This is a genomic window from Corynebacterium sp. LaCa_23 (assembly GCF_058182375.1).
Genome location: NZ_CP190825.1, coordinates 1,327,564 through 1,342,582, shown reverse-complemented (window position 1 = coordinate 1,342,582; position 15,019 = coordinate 1,327,564). Strand labels below are relative to the sequence as shown.

The window sequence follows — 15,019 nt, the reverse complement described above, 5'->3', positions numbered from 1 at the left end:
TCCGCTGCATTGCTACGATCCATGTGTAGCGCATTTTATATGTAAGCCATAGTGTGAATTAATTCTCCGGAACTTTTGTGCCGGAGTGTGCGACCACTACACCGTGGGCATAGCGCACTGTGTAGCGTGTGTGCTGTAGATCAACGTCTGTTCAGATAGTGGAGGAATTCCTTGGAGACCATCAAGGCCTATTTTGCGCTAACGAAGCCGAGGATTATTGAACTCCTCCTCGTGGCCGCAATTCCGGCGATGCTCCAAGCGCAACGGGGCGTTGAGGCGGTTTCTGAAAATATCTGGCTCATCATTTCCACCATTTTCGGCGGATGGATGGGCGCTGCGGCCGCCCATACCTTTAATAACGTGGTCGATTATGAAATTGACCAAAAGATGCAACGCACCCGCGCGCGCCCACTTGTGCGCGCCACGATTTCGAAGCGGAACGCGGCGATCTTTGCTTGGAGCATGCTCGTGGTGTCGGTGCTGTGGCTGGGCATCCTGGCAAATTCTTGGTTGGCGGCGTTCTTCGTCATCCTCACGAACTTTTTCTATGTATTCGTCTACACCAAGTTTTTGAAGATGCGCAATGCCCAAAACATCGTGTGGGGCGGTTTAGCGGGGTGCATGCCGGCCATGGTGGGTTGGGCAGTCATCCGCGATAACGCGCCGGCGGGAGAGCCCGACCGCTGGTGGCAGGCAATAGTCCTATTCCTCATTATCTTTTTCTGGACCCCGCCACATACCTGGGCCTTGGCCATGAAATACAAGGAAGATTACCGCAAGGCCGGGGTGCCGATGCTGCCGGTCGTGGCAACGGAACAAGAAGTAACCCGCCAAATCGTGTGGTATTCCGTTGGCACGGTCATCGTCACGCTGCTGATCGTCCCCGCGGCATCGTGGATTTACCTCATTGCCGCCGTAACTTCTGGCGCGGTCTTCTTATGGCTAGCCATCCGCCTGCACCAAGGCGTAAAGAAAGGCGCAAAGGTAAAACCCATGCGCCTGTTTATCTATTCAAATAACTACCTGTCGGTACTCTTTATTGGCCTGTCCATCGATGCCGTCATAGGTTGGGAGCCAATCGGCCGGATGCTTGGTTGGTCCGCCACCCTGTTTTAGAACCCAGTAGCACGCTGCAGCGCGAGCCCGTGTGGCTCGCGCTTTATTCTTCCTTAGTCCTGCTTTACCCGCAGAACAATAGAACCGGTGGTGCTACGCGATTGTAGGTCGCGGTGGGCCTGCTCTGCTTCTTCCAAGGGATAGGAGGCCGATACGTTGAACTTGAGGTCCCCGTCCATCACGGCCTGGACGACAGCTTGCGCACGCATCTGGAATTCGCCCTCTTGCGCCGTCCACGCGCCGAGCGAAGGACGGGTCAAGAAGATGGAGCCATGCTTATTGAGCAGCTGCGGATCGATGGGCTCAACCGGGCCAGAAGCGGCACCAAAGAGCGCGACGGTGCCGCGCGGGCGAACGGCCTCGAGCGATTCGAAGAAGGTGGCTTGCCCCACGCCGTCATAGACCACATCGACGCCGCGGCCGCCATTAAATCGACGAACCTGCTCGCCCAAACCATCGCTGTAGCGAAAGACATGGTCGGCGCCGCACTTATACGAGATCTCTTCCTTTTCATCGGTGGAGACAACCGTATAGACCGTTGCCCCCAAAGCGGATGCCATTTGGGTCAACAGCTGGCCCACACCGCCCGCACCAGCGGTAATGAGGCAGGTAGCGCCTTCGCCAAGCTCATACACGCCGTGGGAAAGGAAGTGGGCGGTCATGCCCTGTAGCAGCATGGAGGCAGCGATCTCGGTGGGGAAATCATCCGGTACAGCGACAAGGCCGTTCCGGGGGACGCAGACCTGCTCGGCATAGGAACCAAAGGCGTGGTGCCATGCCACTAGGGAGCCTTCCGCAATTTCCCCCTTGGGATCGTGGACAACGCGCCCCGTTCCCTCAAAGCCAGGGATAAAAGGCGTCTGGGCGTTATAGATACCCTCGCGGTAGTAGGTATCGATATAGTTCACGCCCGCCACGGTGACATCAACTAAGACTTCGTCCTCACTAGGCGTGGGCGCAGGAACCTCGGCGTAGCGCAGGACTTCCGGCCCGCCCGTTTCTGTGATCTGGATAGCATGCATAAGGCCATGCTATCCCACAAAGCGCAGTAGCTGCAGAAAAATTGTGCTGTCTAAATCCTAGACGGCGGCGCGTTCCTCATTTAATGATTGCTGGCGAACGGCGTATTTATCGTCGCCGGCGGGAGAGCCTGAGATGAGGTCTGGCGTGCCACCGACGCGGTGGCGCCCGTGTGCCCAGAGCAGGGCGGTAAAGCCGGTGACCACGGCGGACATACCTATGTGGAAGGGGACCGTCCACCGCGGCACGCTCAGGTAGAACTGCAAGACGCCCACGGCCCACTGGATGAGGATGCAGACGATAAGGACCCACCCTGCCTTCTTGGTCTCCTGCGGGGTGCGGTGCTTGTACAGCAGGAAGACGGTAATGGCGGTAAAGATGAGGTAGACGTACATGCACATGGCGTGGGCGATGGCCATGGACTCGGTATCCACATCCAAGCGGCCGTCCATTCCCACGCCGGAGTCGCCGGAGTGGACGCCGGAACCGGTCACCATCGTCCCGGTGATCAGGACGATCGAGAGGGCGATGGTCGCGATGACGGCGAGGATGCGAATCGCTTGCGGGAACCGCGGCTGGGCGGTGCCATCATCGGGTTCTTTGATGCGGGCATACAGCATGCAGGCAAGCCACACCAGCACCATGGAAGGCAGGAAGTGAAGAGCCACGGACCACCAGCGCAGATCCAAGTGCACGGAGATGCCGCCGATGACGGCCTGCAGGACGATGCCTGCCACGTTGAGCCATGCATAGACCCTGAGCTCAGGCCGGCGGCACGCCATATACATGGCGATGACTGCCGCGCCTGCTGCGGCGGAATCGACGAAGGTGAGTAGGCGGTTACCAAATTCTATGATTTGGTGGATTGCCGGCGCGGCGCCTTCTACCGGCACCAAGGAACCAGGCTGGCATTGGGGCCAGGTGGGGCAACCCAGGCCGGAACCGGTGACGCGGACGATGGAACCAGATACGGTGATGCCGCCTTGGCAGAAGATCAGGATCAGCGCGATGAGGCGCTGTTGCTCCACGGTAGGGACGGCTTCTTTAAAAAAGCGTTTAGTTCTGGTCCAGTAATTCACAAGGTGCATCTTACTAGAGGGTGTGTAGCGAGCCGAAACCTTTGGCTCTGTTTCGCGGGGAACTGGGTATAACTCACATTTAGCCGTCGAAACGGAACCAACGAACGGCCGCATACGACGCCACCGCTAGCCACGCGGTCAAGGAAATGAGTTCGATGCCAGGAAAGGTGGAATTGGAGGCATCGGCAAGCGCGCCCGCTAGTGCCACGGTGGGCACGATGTTGAGCAGGCCATTATCGCCCAAGCCCTGGGAGTACAGGGCCCAGCCGACGATCGCCAGCAGGATAAACCAAATGAGGTTCGCCAGCGCGAGTACGGCCTCAGAGCTAAGGGTGCCGCCAAGCACCAAACCCATGGCGGTAAAGGCGGCGACGCCGAAAATGAGCGAGACGATCATGAGCAGGATGCCGGGCGCACTGATGCGCAAACCGAGGGCAAACGCGGTGGCACCGAGCACGAGAATCTGGAATACCACCATCGTCAGCACGCCGATAATCTTGCCGCCGATGATCGCCCACGCCGGTACGCCGGAGGCGCCGGTGCGCTTTAAGGCCCCGTAGCGGCGGTCAAAGGCGAGGGAGATGGCTTGCCCGGTAAAACCAGCCGAGGTTGCCGCCACCGCGAGCACCATGGGAAAGACCTCGTGCAGCCCATGCCCGGTGGATGATTCCAGGCGGGCGGTCCCAATCAGGATGGCGAGCGGGATAATGATGCTGAGCAATTGTTGCTCCCCGTGGCGCAGCATGAGCTTGGCCTCCATGCCGCCTTGGGCAAGGATGATGGCGCCCGCACTCGCTCGTTTGGGTGCCGGGCGGAAGGTGCCGGGGGAAAACGTTGCGCTCATAATCGGGGCCTATTCCTTGAAAAATTTGAAGTGGCGATTTTAGGTACTGGTGATTCTAAGATGAAGACAGGACACAGGGTTTTATCAACTGCGCAAGTGCCTGCCTGTGAGATCGAGGAATACTTCCTCGAGGTTGCGGTGGTGGGATTCCAGGCTTCGCAAAAGCACGCCTTGGCGGGCGAGCTCGGCGGCGAGGGCGGAAATCAGTTCCGGCGAACTGGGCTGGCTCACGCGGTAGTGCAACGGCCGCGAGGCGGTCGCGGGGATCCCAATTCGCTGCAGGGCGTCCAGGTCAGCTGCGGAATTTGCGCTAAAACTAAAACCGGCGCCCTCGCCCTGGGAGGTAAGCTCTGCCGGCGTTCCCTGTGCTACGAGCGCGCCGTGATCCATGATGGCGATGTGATCTGCCAGCGATTCGGCCTCATCCATCAGGTGGGTGGTCAATATCACGGTGACCCCGTCGCGCTTCAGGGCGCGGATCAAATCCCACACGGCGAGCCGGGATTGGGCGTCCATGCCCGCGGTGGGTTCATCGAGGAACACCAGCTCGGGCCTGCCGATGACCGCGAGCGCGAGCGATAGCCGCTGCTGCTGCCCGCCGGAAAGCCGCCGATAAGGCGTGCGCGCAACGCCTTGCAGGCCCAACGTTTCGAGCAGCCATTCCGGCGGTAGAGGATTGGCGTTATAGCGCGCGGTCAATTCCAACATCTCTAGCACGCGGATGCCGGAATAAGAACCGCCGCCTTGCAGCATGATTCCCACCTTTTCGCGCACCCTATCGGGCGCGGTGCTGGGATCAAGGCCTAAGACCTTAATGGAACCGGTAGTGGGATGGATAAAGCCTTCAGACATCTCGATGGTGGTGGATTTACCAGCACCATTGGGGCCGAGCAGGCAAAATATTTCGCCGTGTGCAACGCTCAGGCTGAGCCCATTGACGGCTGCCGTGGGGCCAAATTTCTTTACCACACCATCCAAGGACAGGGCGGGGCTTTCAGCTGGAATTGCATTCACGGGTGCCTAGTTTAAGACACGGATTCCGTGTCGGCGCATTGCACCCCACCACACTCCGACTACCACGGCGAATGCGCAGGCAGCGGCGATATAGATGGAAAGCACCGTCCCAGCGGGCAGGCCCAAGCCGCGCGGAAGGACGAAAAAGCTCATCGCGCCGGTATAGGCAACGACGCTAAACCGGAAGATGTGCCGGTTCGCCCACGCCGCCAACGGCAAAACGGCCCAGAGGATGTACCACGGGTGGACCACTGGGAAGAAGATAACGAGCACGAGGGTAGAGATTCCCAGCCCGCCCACGGGGTGGATATATCCGCGCAGCGTGGCAAAGAGCATGCGGGACATGAAGGCGACGGCGACCAAGACGCCGAAACTGCGCGTGATGGTCAATATGGCATCGGTGTGGTCCCCAAGGCCTAAAAACATGCCGAGGAAACCGGCGCCCACTCCCGTGGCCGTGGATAGGGAAAGCCAGGAGCGAATCGTGGCGGCTCCGCCTTGCCCGGTAATCCACCCGAGGTTAATGCCCGTGATGATACTGATGAGCGCAATGGTGACTACGAGCACCGCGCCCTGCACGGCAATGGCTATAAATAAGGCCCTCCAGCGCGGTACGCGGGCCTGCACGTGCAGGTGGCGGGCATACGCCATGCCGATAAAGCCGAGACCAATAAAGCCGGTGACCTTGACCATGCCGGCGCAGGACAGGAAAAATCCAGAGGCTATAAGTGCTAAGTAGGCTCCCTTATTATCGTGCCCCAGCTTATCGATGCCCCTTAATCCAAGCTCCATGCCCAGCAACGACAATCCAAGCATGATGGATTCATTATGGATGCCGCCGACGAGGTGAAGGATGGTCAGCGGGTTCAAGATCCCGAGCCATAGTGCGGAGGCGGGAGAGACGCGGCATCGCTGAGCAAGCTGCGTGATGGCCCAGCCGGCCACGATGATGCCCACGATGGAAAGTAGGCGGTGGGCGATGACGCCTAAGACAATGGAATTTCCGGTGGCGATGCTGACTATGGCCGCCAGCCCCAAGGCAACGGGCCCATACGGTGACGGTGAATTTGCCCAGATAAACGGAACGGAACGCGCGAGCTCGTTGCCAGCGCCCAAGAGCTGCACCGGGCCGGCGGAATAGGGATCCATCCCTTGAGCCACGATGGAGCCATTGGCCAAATAAGAATAGATGTCTTGGGTAAATAAGGGTGCGGTGAAGATGAGGGGGATGACCCACCCAGCCCACGTGATCCACAGCTGGCGCGGGGAGACCAGCCGGCGGGAGCGATCGCTGGCGGGCTCGCCGGGTCGCGCCTGGCGCAGCGGGGTGCCCACGAAGGGGGCGAGGAAAATCCAGGCCGTAACTAAAAGCCCCACGCCCACCATGACAAGCGCAGACGAGGTCTGCAGCATGCGCGACATAAGCGAGCCGAAGGGCACATTGTCATAGGGGTTGCCCACTACAGGCAGTGCGCCTGCTCCCAAAGCGCCAAAGGCAATGAGGAGGGAACCGACGGTTCCGGCCCACCGCAAGATGAAAAAGGTGCGCTTTTGGGAGACCGTGGTGTGCTGCAGTTCCTCTGGCGCCTGGGTGATGAAATCGTAGCGAGTATCCCCGGCTTGCGCGCCGGTGCCTTCGGCGTGCAGCTGCGCGGAACGAGAACCTGCGGTGCCTAAGCGTGGCAATTCCGCCTTTACGCTCTCGAGCACTCCCCGTAGTTTCCCTTTCATGGCTTAAGACCTTACGCGAGGACCGTGGGGTGGGAAATTCACCCCCGCCGCCACGCCCGGTGACTGCAATGGTGGCATTCCGGAATGAATTAAGGAACACTAGTGTTGTCTAATGATGAAAGCGCAGTTATGGCGCTTGCGTAGCGACGGCATTTCCGGCGCGACGGAGCACGGTGACTGCAGGCAACTGACCTAAGGAAGGGAGGTTTTAGGGCATGGCTAACTCACAGCGCGCGGCAGCGGCGCATGTGGCGGTGAAAGAATCACGGTCCACGGATGGTGATACCCGCCGCCAGGTACTGCTGCTATTGCTTAAGGACGGCCCTGTAACCGCCTCTTACCTGGGTGAGCGCCTTGGTCTTTCGACCGCCGGGATCCGCCGGCATTTAGACATTCTGGTGGAAGAAGAACTAACGGAAGTTGTCGAGCGCCGTCCAGCTTCTCGTTCGCGGATGCACTCCGGAGCGGGTCGTGGGCGACCGGCAAAACACTTCCGCCTGACGGATCGTGGGCGTGCGCAATTTGGCCACGCCTATGATGAATTGGCTTCTGAAGCGTTGACCGCGCTGCGCTCTGCGGGCGGTTCAGAGGCTGTGAAGAACTTCGCTAAGGCTCGTTTTGAGCGCATCATCGCCGATGTGCGTCCCTTCGTGGACGCGGAAGAATCGGTCGAGGAAGTAGCGCGCAAACTGGCTGAAACCCTGGATAAGCACGGGTACGCCGCAACCGTGGACCGTGCGGGCCAGGGCGTGCAAATCTGTCAACACCACTGCCCGGTTGCCCATGTGGCGGCCGAGCACCCTGAACTGTGCGAGGCAGAGCAGGAAGTCTTTTCCGCCCTCTTAGGCAAACACGTACAACCTTTGGCTTCTATCGCAGATGGCCACGGAATTTGTACCACGAATATCCCCTTGACACCTGTCAAAACTAATACTGAAAGGAGCGAGTCATGACCCAGGCACAATCGGCACCTGATAACAAGATGACCGATGATGAGATCATCGATTCTATTGGTGCGTATGAGTACGGCTGGCACGACTCTGACTCGGCCGGCGCTTCTGCCGCCCGTGGCCTGAACGAGGACGTTGTCCGCGATATTTCCGCAAAGAAGGGCGAGCCCGAGTGGATGCTGAACCAGCGTCTCAAGGCCCTGAATATCTTTGATAAGAAGCCCATCCCTACCTGGGGCGCGGATCTCTCCGGCATCGACTTTGACCAGATCAAGTACTACGTCAAGTCCACCGAAGAGCAGGCGCAGACCTGGGACGACCTCCCGGATGATATTAAGGCCACCTACGATAAGCTAGGCATCCCTGAGGCAGAAAAGCAGCGCTTGGTTGCCGGCGTGGCCGCACAGTACGAGTCTGAGGTTGTCTACCACCAGATTCGCGAAGACTTGGAAAGCCAGGGCGTTATCTTCGTCGATACCGATACCGCGCTGCGCGATTACCCAGAGCTTTTTAAGGAACACTTCGGCACCGTTATTCCTGCCGGTGACAATAAGTTCTCGGCGCTTAACTCCGCAGTGTGGTCCGGCGGCTCCTTCATTTACGTCCCAAAGGGCGTGCACGTTGATATCCCGCTGCAGGCCTACTTCCGTATTAATACCGAGAACATGGGCCAGTTCGAGCGCACCCTCATCATCGTGGATGAGGATGCCTACGTCCACTACGTGGAAGGCTGCACCGCGCCTATCTATAAGTCGGACTCCCTGCACTCCGCGGTAGTTGAGATCATCGTGAAGAAGGGCGGCCGCTGCCGCTATACGACGATTCAGAACTGGTCCAGCAACGTCTACAACTTGGTGACCAAGCGCACCAAGGTGGAAGAGGGCGGCACCATGGAATGGGTCGATGGCAACATCGGCTCCAAGGTCACGATGAAGTACCCAGCCGTGTGGATGACCGGTCCGCACGCTAAGGGTGAGGTACTTTCCGTCGCCTTCGCTGGCGAGGGACAGTTCCAGGACACCGGTGCGAAGATGACGCACATGGCGCCCTACACCTCCTCCAATATCGTCTCCAAGTCCGTTGCTCGTGCCGGCGGCCGCGCTGCTTACCGCGGCTTGGTGCAGGTCAACCAGAATGCGCACCACTCCACGTCCAACGTGGAATGCGATGCCTTGCTCGTGGACAATATCTCGCGTTCGGACACATACCCGTATAACGACATCCGCAACGAGTACGTCACGTTGGGCCACGAGGCAACCGTGTCGCAGGTTTCTGAAGAGCAGCTGTTCTACCTCATGTCCCGCGGCATTGCGGAAGAAGAAGCAATGGCAATGATCGTGCGTGGCTTCGTTGAGCCGATTGCTAAGGAGCTGCCGATGGAGTACGCCCTCGAGCTCAACCGCCTCATCGAACTGCAAATGGAAGGATCGGTCGGCTAAAGAAATGGTCGCTTCGAACGAATTCAATCCGGATAAGATCACCAAGGGTGACGTCTTTACCTCTACCAACGTGGAGGATTTCCCGGTACCGCATGGCCGCGATGAGGTCTGGCGCTTTGTTTCCCTGCGCAAGCTGCGGGGTCTGCACAACGGGGAATTTGCTCAAGCGGTTGCCCAGGACGTCAAGGTAAGCGAGCACCCAGGCGTTTCTGCGGAGACTGTAGACCGCGACGATGAGCGCCTTGGCCGCGTGGGCAAGCCTTCTGACCGCGTGGCCGCCCAGGCATGGACCTCCATGCCGGAAGGTCAAGTGGTAACCGTTGACCCTGACGTGCAGGTGGAAGATCCCATCACCATTACCTTTACGGGCAAGGGCGAGGACGTGACCTCTTTCGGTGCTACCTCCATTGAGGTTGGCCACCATGCGGAGGCCACCGTTGTGCTGAAGTACGTCGGCTCGGGCACCCACGCGGATAACGTGGAGTTCATCCTTGGCGATGGCGCGCACCTGACCGTCATCGTGGATGTCGACTGGGAAAACGACGCGGTGCACCTGTCTAACCAGGTAGCCCAGGTGGGACGCGATGCCGTGCTGCGCCATAACTCCGCCATCTTCGGCGGCGAGGTCGTGCGCATTGTCCCGCGCGTAAACTTCACCGCTCCCGGCGGCGACGCCGAGCTGCTGGGTGTGTACTTCGCCGATTCTGGTCAGTACTTCGAAAACCGCATGCTCGTGGATCACTCGGTCCCGAATTGCCGCTCCAATGTCCTGTACAAGGGCGCATTGCAGGGTGAGAAGAAGAACGAGGCTCGTACCTGCTGGGTAGGAGACGTGCTTATCCGCTCCAACGCACAGGGCACCGATACCTATGAGACGAATAATAACCTCATCCTCACCGACGGTGCGCGCGCAGACGCCATCCCGAACCTGGAGATTGAGACCGGTGAAATCACCGGCGCCGGCCACGCCGCAACGGTTGGCCGCTTTGACGATATCGAGCTGTTCTACCTGATGTCGCGCGGTATTCCGGAGGCAGAGGCTCGTCGCCTCATCATTCGTGGCTTCTTCAATGAGGTCATCCACCGCATTCCGGTGCAATCCCTGTCCGAGGAACTGGAAAACCGCATTTCCGAAGAACTGGAAAAGATCTCCGCTTAACGCACTTACAGAAGGAAACCCACAAAACTATGTCTACTCTGGAAATTAAGAATCTCCACGCCCAGGTTCTGCCGAATGAAGAAAACGGCGAGCCCAAGGAAATCCTCAAGGGCGTCAACCTCACCATCAACTCCGGCGAGATCCACGCCATCATGGGCCCGAACGGCTCCGGCAAGTCCACCTTGTCCTACACCATTGCTGGTCACCCGAAGTACGAGGTCACCGAGGGTGAGGTGCTTCTCGATGGCGAAAACCTCCTCGACATGCCCGTCGACGAGCGCGCTCGCGCCGGCCTGTTTTTGGCCATGCAGTACCCAACCGAGGTGCCGGGCGTAAAGGTATCGCAGTTCATGCGCTCCGCCGTGACCTCTATCCGCGGCGAGGCCCCCAAGCTGCGCGAGTGGAATAAGGAACTTACTGAGGCTCGCGAGAACCTGAAGATTGATAAGTCCTTCATCTCCCGCTCCGTCAACGAGGGCTTTTCCGGCGGCGAGAAGAAGCGCCACGAGGTCATGCAGTTGGACATCCTAAAGCCCAAGTTCGCGGTCATGGATGAGACCGACTCCGGCTTGGACGTTGACGCGCTGCGCATTGTTTCTGATGGCATCAACCGCTACCAGGATGACACCAATGGCGGCATCTTGATGATTACCCACTACAAGCGCATCCTGAACTACGTTCAGCCTGATTTCGTGCACGTATTCGCTAACGGCCAGGTTGTAAAGACCGGCGGGGCCGAGCTGGCAGACCAGCTCGAGTCTGACGGCTACGACCAGTTCCTGCAGTAAAGACCAGCCCAGCGCTGGTTCATCCTCGATGAATCGAAGAAGTTTTATGTCTGGATTTGATGTAAACGCAATTAGGGAACAGTTCCCAATCCTGCAGCGCACCGTGCGCGGCGATAAACCGCTGGTGTACCTGGATTCGGGGGCTACCTCCCAGCGCCCACTGCCGGTGTGGAAGGCAGAGGAGGAGTTCGTTCTCCATACCAATGCCCCCGTCCACCGCGGCTCCTACCAGTTGGCCGAGGAGGCGGATAACGCCTATGAGTCGGCCCGGCAGGCCATCGCGGCCTTCGTTGGCGCGGACCGCGATGAGATTGCCTTTGCCAAAAACGCTACCGAGGCACTCAATGAGGTTGCATATACGCTTTCCGATGAGCGCGCGGGCGAGCTCTACGTGGGAGAGGGCGATACCGTCGTCATCACGGAGCTTGAGCACCATGCCAATCTCGTGCCGTGGCAGGAGCTCTGTGAGCGCACCGGTGCCACCTTGAAGTGGTACTCGTTGACTGACGATGGCCGCATCGACTTGGATTCGCTCGAGCTCGATGAATCCGTCAAGGTTGTTTCGTTTACTCATCAGTCCAATGTGACTGGCGCGGTTTCCGATGTCGAGGAACTGGTGCGCCGCGCCCGCGCGGTGAATGCCATGGTGGTGCTCGATGCCTGCCAGTCCGTCCCGCACATGCCGGTGGATTTCCACGCCTTGGATGTGGATTTTGCCGCATTCTCGGGCCACAAGATGTGTGGTCCTAATGGCGTGGGAGTGCTCTACGGCAAGGACGAATTGCTGCGCAAGCTTCCCCCGTTCCTCACGGGTGGCTCCATGATCGAGGTAGTGAAGATGGAAGGAACCACCTTCGCGGAACCGCCGACGCGCTTTGAAGCGGGAACCCAGATGACCAGCCAGGTCGTCGGCCTCGGCGCCGCGGTGAAGTTCCTCGAGGAGGTGGGGATGGATAATATCCATGCCCACGAGCAGAAGCTCACCACCTATGCCTTGGAACAGCTTCGTGAGATTCCAGGGCTGCGCATCATCGGCCCAGAAACGGCTGAGAACCGCGGCGCGGCCATCTCCTTTACCGTGGAAGGCGTTCACCCGCACGATCTGGGTCAGGTTCTGGATGACCAAGGCGTATCCATTCGCGTAGGCCACCACTGCGCGTGGCCGCTGCACCGCGCCTGCGGTGCGCAATCTACCGCGCGCGCTAGCTTTTACCTGTACAACACGGAAGCCGAAGTAGATAAGCTGGTAGAAGCCATTAAGGCCGCCCGCGATTTCTTTGGAGTTGCCTAATGAATCTAGATTCGATGTACCAAGACGTGATCTTGGATCACTATAAAAATCCGCAACACGCGGGGTTGCGCGAGCCGTTCCAAGCGGAGGTTCACCACGTGAACCCCTCGTGCGGCGATGAACTCACGTTGCGCGTCAACCTTTCCGCGGATGGCAAGACCGTTGAAGATGTGTCCTACGACGCCGAAGGTTGTTCCATCTCGCAGGCATCGACGTCCGTCATGGCGGAAGAGATCGTCGGCTTGCCCTTGGAGGAAGCCAATAAGAAGCTTGCCGAGTTTGAAAAGATGGTCACCTCGCGTGGCCAGGATGAAGGCGATGAGGACATCATCGGCGATGGTGTTGCCTTTGCAGGTGTTTCTCAATACCCGGCACGAGTTAAATGCGCGCTGCTAGGGTGGAAGGCTTTTCAGGCCGCCACCGCAGATGCGCTCAATGAAGTGGAGAAGTAAATGACCGATCCCGTAGATCCTTACCAGAACGAGAATTCGTCCTTCAGCGCAGGCGGTGAGCGGCCAGAGCAGACGGAAGAACAGCTGTCGAAGGCCTTTGACATCACCGAGTTCATGCGCGATGTCATCGACCCGGAGCTCGGCATCAACGTCGTTGACTTGGGCTTGGTCTATGACCTGTGGCTGGAAGAAGAGGACGGCAAAGAGCTCGCCATGATCAACATGACGTTGACCTCGCCGGCCTGCCCTTTGACCGACGTCATTGCGGAACAGGTTGAGGACATCGTTACCGGCAAGAAGCTTGCCGATGGCGTGCGTATCAACTGGGTCTGGATGCCACCCTGGGGCCCACACATGATTTCCGAAGAAGGCCGCGAGCAGCTCCAAGCTCTGGGCTTTGCGGTTTAATCACCACGGAATAGTGGGAAAGCGGCGGTAGTATTACCGCCGCTTTTTTGCGTGAATTAGTGCCTTGGGCTTTGATTGCTAGACTGGCTTGTCGTGATTGTGACCAATGATTTTGAGGTACGCGTAGGCGCCCGCACGCTTCTCGATGCCCCCGGACAGCATCTCCGCGTCCAACCCGGCGACCGCATCGGGCTCGTGGGCCGCAATGGTGCGGGAAAGACCACGACCATGCGCATCCTGGCAGGCGAGACCGAGCCTTATGGCGGTACTGTCTCTCGTTCGGGTCCGATTGGTTACCTTCCGCAAGATTCGCGCGAAGGCAATATCGAGCAAACCGCGCGCGAGCGCGTGCTTTCCGCCCGTGGGCTCGACGATATTAAGCGGCGGATGGCTAAGCAACAAGAGCTGATGGAAACGGCCACGGATGAGAAGTTCCGCGATAAGGCCATCCGCAAATACTCCCGCTTGGAAGAACAATTCGACTCCTTGGGCGGCTATGAGGCCGACTCCGAGTGCGCCCAAATCTGCGATAACCTAGGCCTGCCACAGCGCGTTTTAGACCAAAAGCTCAAGACACTATCGGGCGGCCAACGCCGCCGCGTGGAGCTGGCGCAGATCCTTTTTGCAGCCAGCGAAGGCTCGGGTAAATCCCAGACCACGTTGCTCCTGGATGAGCCCACTAACCACCTGGATGCGGACTCCATCGTCTGGCTCCGCCAGTTCCTGTCCAAGCACGAGGGCGGACTGGTCATGATTTCCCACGATGTCGAGTTGCTCGAGGCCGTGTGCAATAAGGTCTGGTTCCTCGACGCGGTGCGCGGCGAGGCGGATGTCTACAACATGGGCTATAAGAAATACCTCGATGCCCGCGCCACTGATGAGGCGCGCCGGCGCCGCGAGCGCGCGAATGCGGAAAAGAAGGCCTCCGCGTTGCAAAAGCAGGCCGCCAAATTGGGTGCTAAAGCCACCAAGGCTGCAGCGGCGAAGCAGATGCTGAACCGCGCCGAGCGCATGATGAATGACCTCGATGAGGTGCGCGTTGCGGATAAGGTAGCCAATATTAAATTCCCCGAGCCCGCCCCGTGCGGCAAGACACCCATGAATGCCAAGGGCCTGACCAAGATGTACGGCTCGCTGGAGGTATTCGCGGGCGTGGACCTGGCCATCGATAAGGGCTCCAGGGTCGTTGTCTTGGGATATAACGGTGCCGGTAAGACCACCTTGCTCAAGCTTTTGGCGGGGGAGGAGCGCACCGATGGCGAAGGTGGCATCGTCAGTGGCCATGGTTTGCGCATTGGCTACTTTGCGCAGGAGCACGACAATATCCACCCGGATAAGAGCGTATGGGAAAACACCATCGAGGCCTGCCCCGATGCGGACCAGCAAGAGCTGCGCGGGCTGCTGGGAGCGTTCATGTTTTCCGGCGATAAACTGCAACAGCCCGCCGGAACGCTGTCCGGCGGTGAGAAAACCCGCCTGTCGCTGGCTACGTTGGTCTCCAGCCGCGCGAACGTGCTGCTTCTCGATGAGCCGACCAATAACCTCGACCCCATCTCTCGCGAGCAGGTGCTCGACGCGCTCAATACGTACACGGGTGCTGTCGTCTTGGTAACCCACGATCCGGGCGCAGTGAAGGCGCTCGACCCTGAGCGGGTGATCATCATGCCGGATGGCGATGAAGACCTGTGGTCCGATGAGTACATGGAAATCGTCGAGCTGGCTTAAGCC

Annotated in this window: 14 protein-coding genes; 9 read left to right on the top strand and 5 right to left on the bottom strand. The window is 59.1% G+C overall.

From position 1 onward, the window contains the following. The first annotated feature begins 171 nt into the window (after window positions 1-171). Window positions 172-1,116 (top strand): heme o synthase, encoded by a 945-nt coding sequence (locus ACP8IT_RS06525; RefSeq protein ID WP_490289770.1) that lies wholly within the window; start codon window positions 172-174, stop codon window positions 1,114-1,116. Between the two features lie 53 nt (window positions 1,117-1,169). Here the strand turns inward: ACP8IT_RS06525 and ACP8IT_RS06520 are convergent, their stop codons facing one another. The 5 genes from ACP8IT_RS06520 to mptB form a co-directional block, all read right to left on the bottom strand. Further along, window positions 1,170-2,138, bottom strand: a complete 969-nt coding sequence (locus ACP8IT_RS06520) for a quinone oxidoreductase family protein (RefSeq protein WP_490289769.1) — start codon at window positions 2,136-2,138, stop codon at window positions 1,170-1,172. 57 nt (window positions 2,139-2,195) lie between these two features. Beyond that, a complete protein-coding gene (locus ACP8IT_RS06515; RefSeq protein ID WP_490289768.1) occupies window positions 2,196-3,224 on the bottom strand; it encodes a COX15/CtaA family protein in 1,029 nt (342 codons plus the stop codon). Window positions 3,225-3,294: 70 nt separating this feature from the next. Beyond that, window positions 3,295-4,059, bottom strand: coding sequence for an ABC transporter permease (locus tag ACP8IT_RS06510; protein ID WP_005283056.1), 765 nt, complete (start codon window positions 4,057-4,059; stop codon window positions 3,295-3,297). Between the two features lie 84 nt (window positions 4,060-4,143). Then, window positions 4,144-5,073, bottom strand: a complete 930-nt coding sequence (locus ACP8IT_RS06505; RefSeq protein ID WP_490289767.1) for an ABC transporter ATP-binding protein — start codon at window positions 5,071-5,073, stop codon at window positions 4,144-4,146. Between the two features lie 6 nt (window positions 5,074-5,079). Beyond that, on the bottom strand, window positions 5,080-6,804 hold the full coding sequence (mptB, locus tag ACP8IT_RS06500) for a polyprenol phosphomannose-dependent alpha 1,6 mannosyltransferase MptB (protein ID WP_490289766.1): 1,725 nt from the start codon (window positions 6,802-6,804) through the stop codon (window positions 5,080-5,082). Window positions 6,805-7,019: 215 nt separating this feature from the next. Between mptB and ACP8IT_RS06495 the strand changes: the two genes are divergently transcribed. From ACP8IT_RS06495 to ACP8IT_RS06460, 8 genes are all read left to right on the top strand, one after another. Then, window positions 7,020-7,757, top strand: coding sequence for a helix-turn-helix transcriptional regulator (locus tag ACP8IT_RS06495; RefSeq protein ID WP_005279134.1), 738 nt, complete (start codon window positions 7,020-7,022; stop codon window positions 7,755-7,757). Beyond that, complete coding sequence (gene sufB / locus ACP8IT_RS06490; RefSeq protein WP_005279136.1) at window positions 7,754-9,193, top strand: Fe-S cluster assembly protein SufB; 1,440 nt, start codon at window positions 7,754-7,756, stop codon at window positions 9,191-9,193. The genes ACP8IT_RS06495 and sufB overlap by 4 nt, the downstream gene beginning before the upstream one ends. Window positions 9,194-9,197: 4 nt before the next feature. Then, on the top strand, window positions 9,198-10,352 hold the full coding sequence (gene sufD / locus ACP8IT_RS06485; RefSeq protein ID WP_490289765.1) for a Fe-S cluster assembly protein SufD: 1,155 nt from the start codon (window positions 9,198-9,200) through the stop codon (window positions 10,350-10,352). Window positions 10,353-10,381: 29 nt separating this feature from the next. Then, a complete protein-coding gene (gene sufC, locus ACP8IT_RS06480) occupies window positions 10,382-11,140 on the top strand; it encodes a Fe-S cluster assembly ATPase SufC (RefSeq protein WP_005279139.1) in 759 nt (252 codons plus the stop codon). Between the two features lie 46 nt (window positions 11,141-11,186). Then, window positions 11,187-12,431, top strand: coding sequence for a cysteine desulfurase (locus ACP8IT_RS06475; protein WP_490289764.1), 1,245 nt, complete (start codon window positions 11,187-11,189; stop codon window positions 12,429-12,431). Further along, window positions 12,431-12,883, top strand: coding sequence for a Fe-S cluster assembly sulfur transfer protein SufU (gene sufU / locus ACP8IT_RS06470; RefSeq protein WP_005279143.1), 453 nt, complete (start codon window positions 12,431-12,433; stop codon window positions 12,881-12,883). Before ACP8IT_RS06475 ends, sufU begins: the two co-directional genes overlap by 1 nt. After that, window positions 12,884-13,291, top strand: coding sequence for a metal-sulfur cluster assembly factor (locus ACP8IT_RS06465; protein ID WP_005279145.1), 408 nt, complete (start codon window positions 12,884-12,886; stop codon window positions 13,289-13,291). A gap of 93 nt (window positions 13,292-13,384) precedes the next feature. Further along, window positions 13,385-15,016: an ABC-F family ATP-binding cassette domain-containing protein gene (locus ACP8IT_RS06460; protein ID WP_023030716.1), complete on the top strand. Its 1,632-nt coding sequence runs from the start codon at window positions 13,385-13,387 to the stop codon at window positions 15,014-15,016. The last annotated feature ends 3 nt before the right edge of the window (window positions 15,017-15,019 follow it).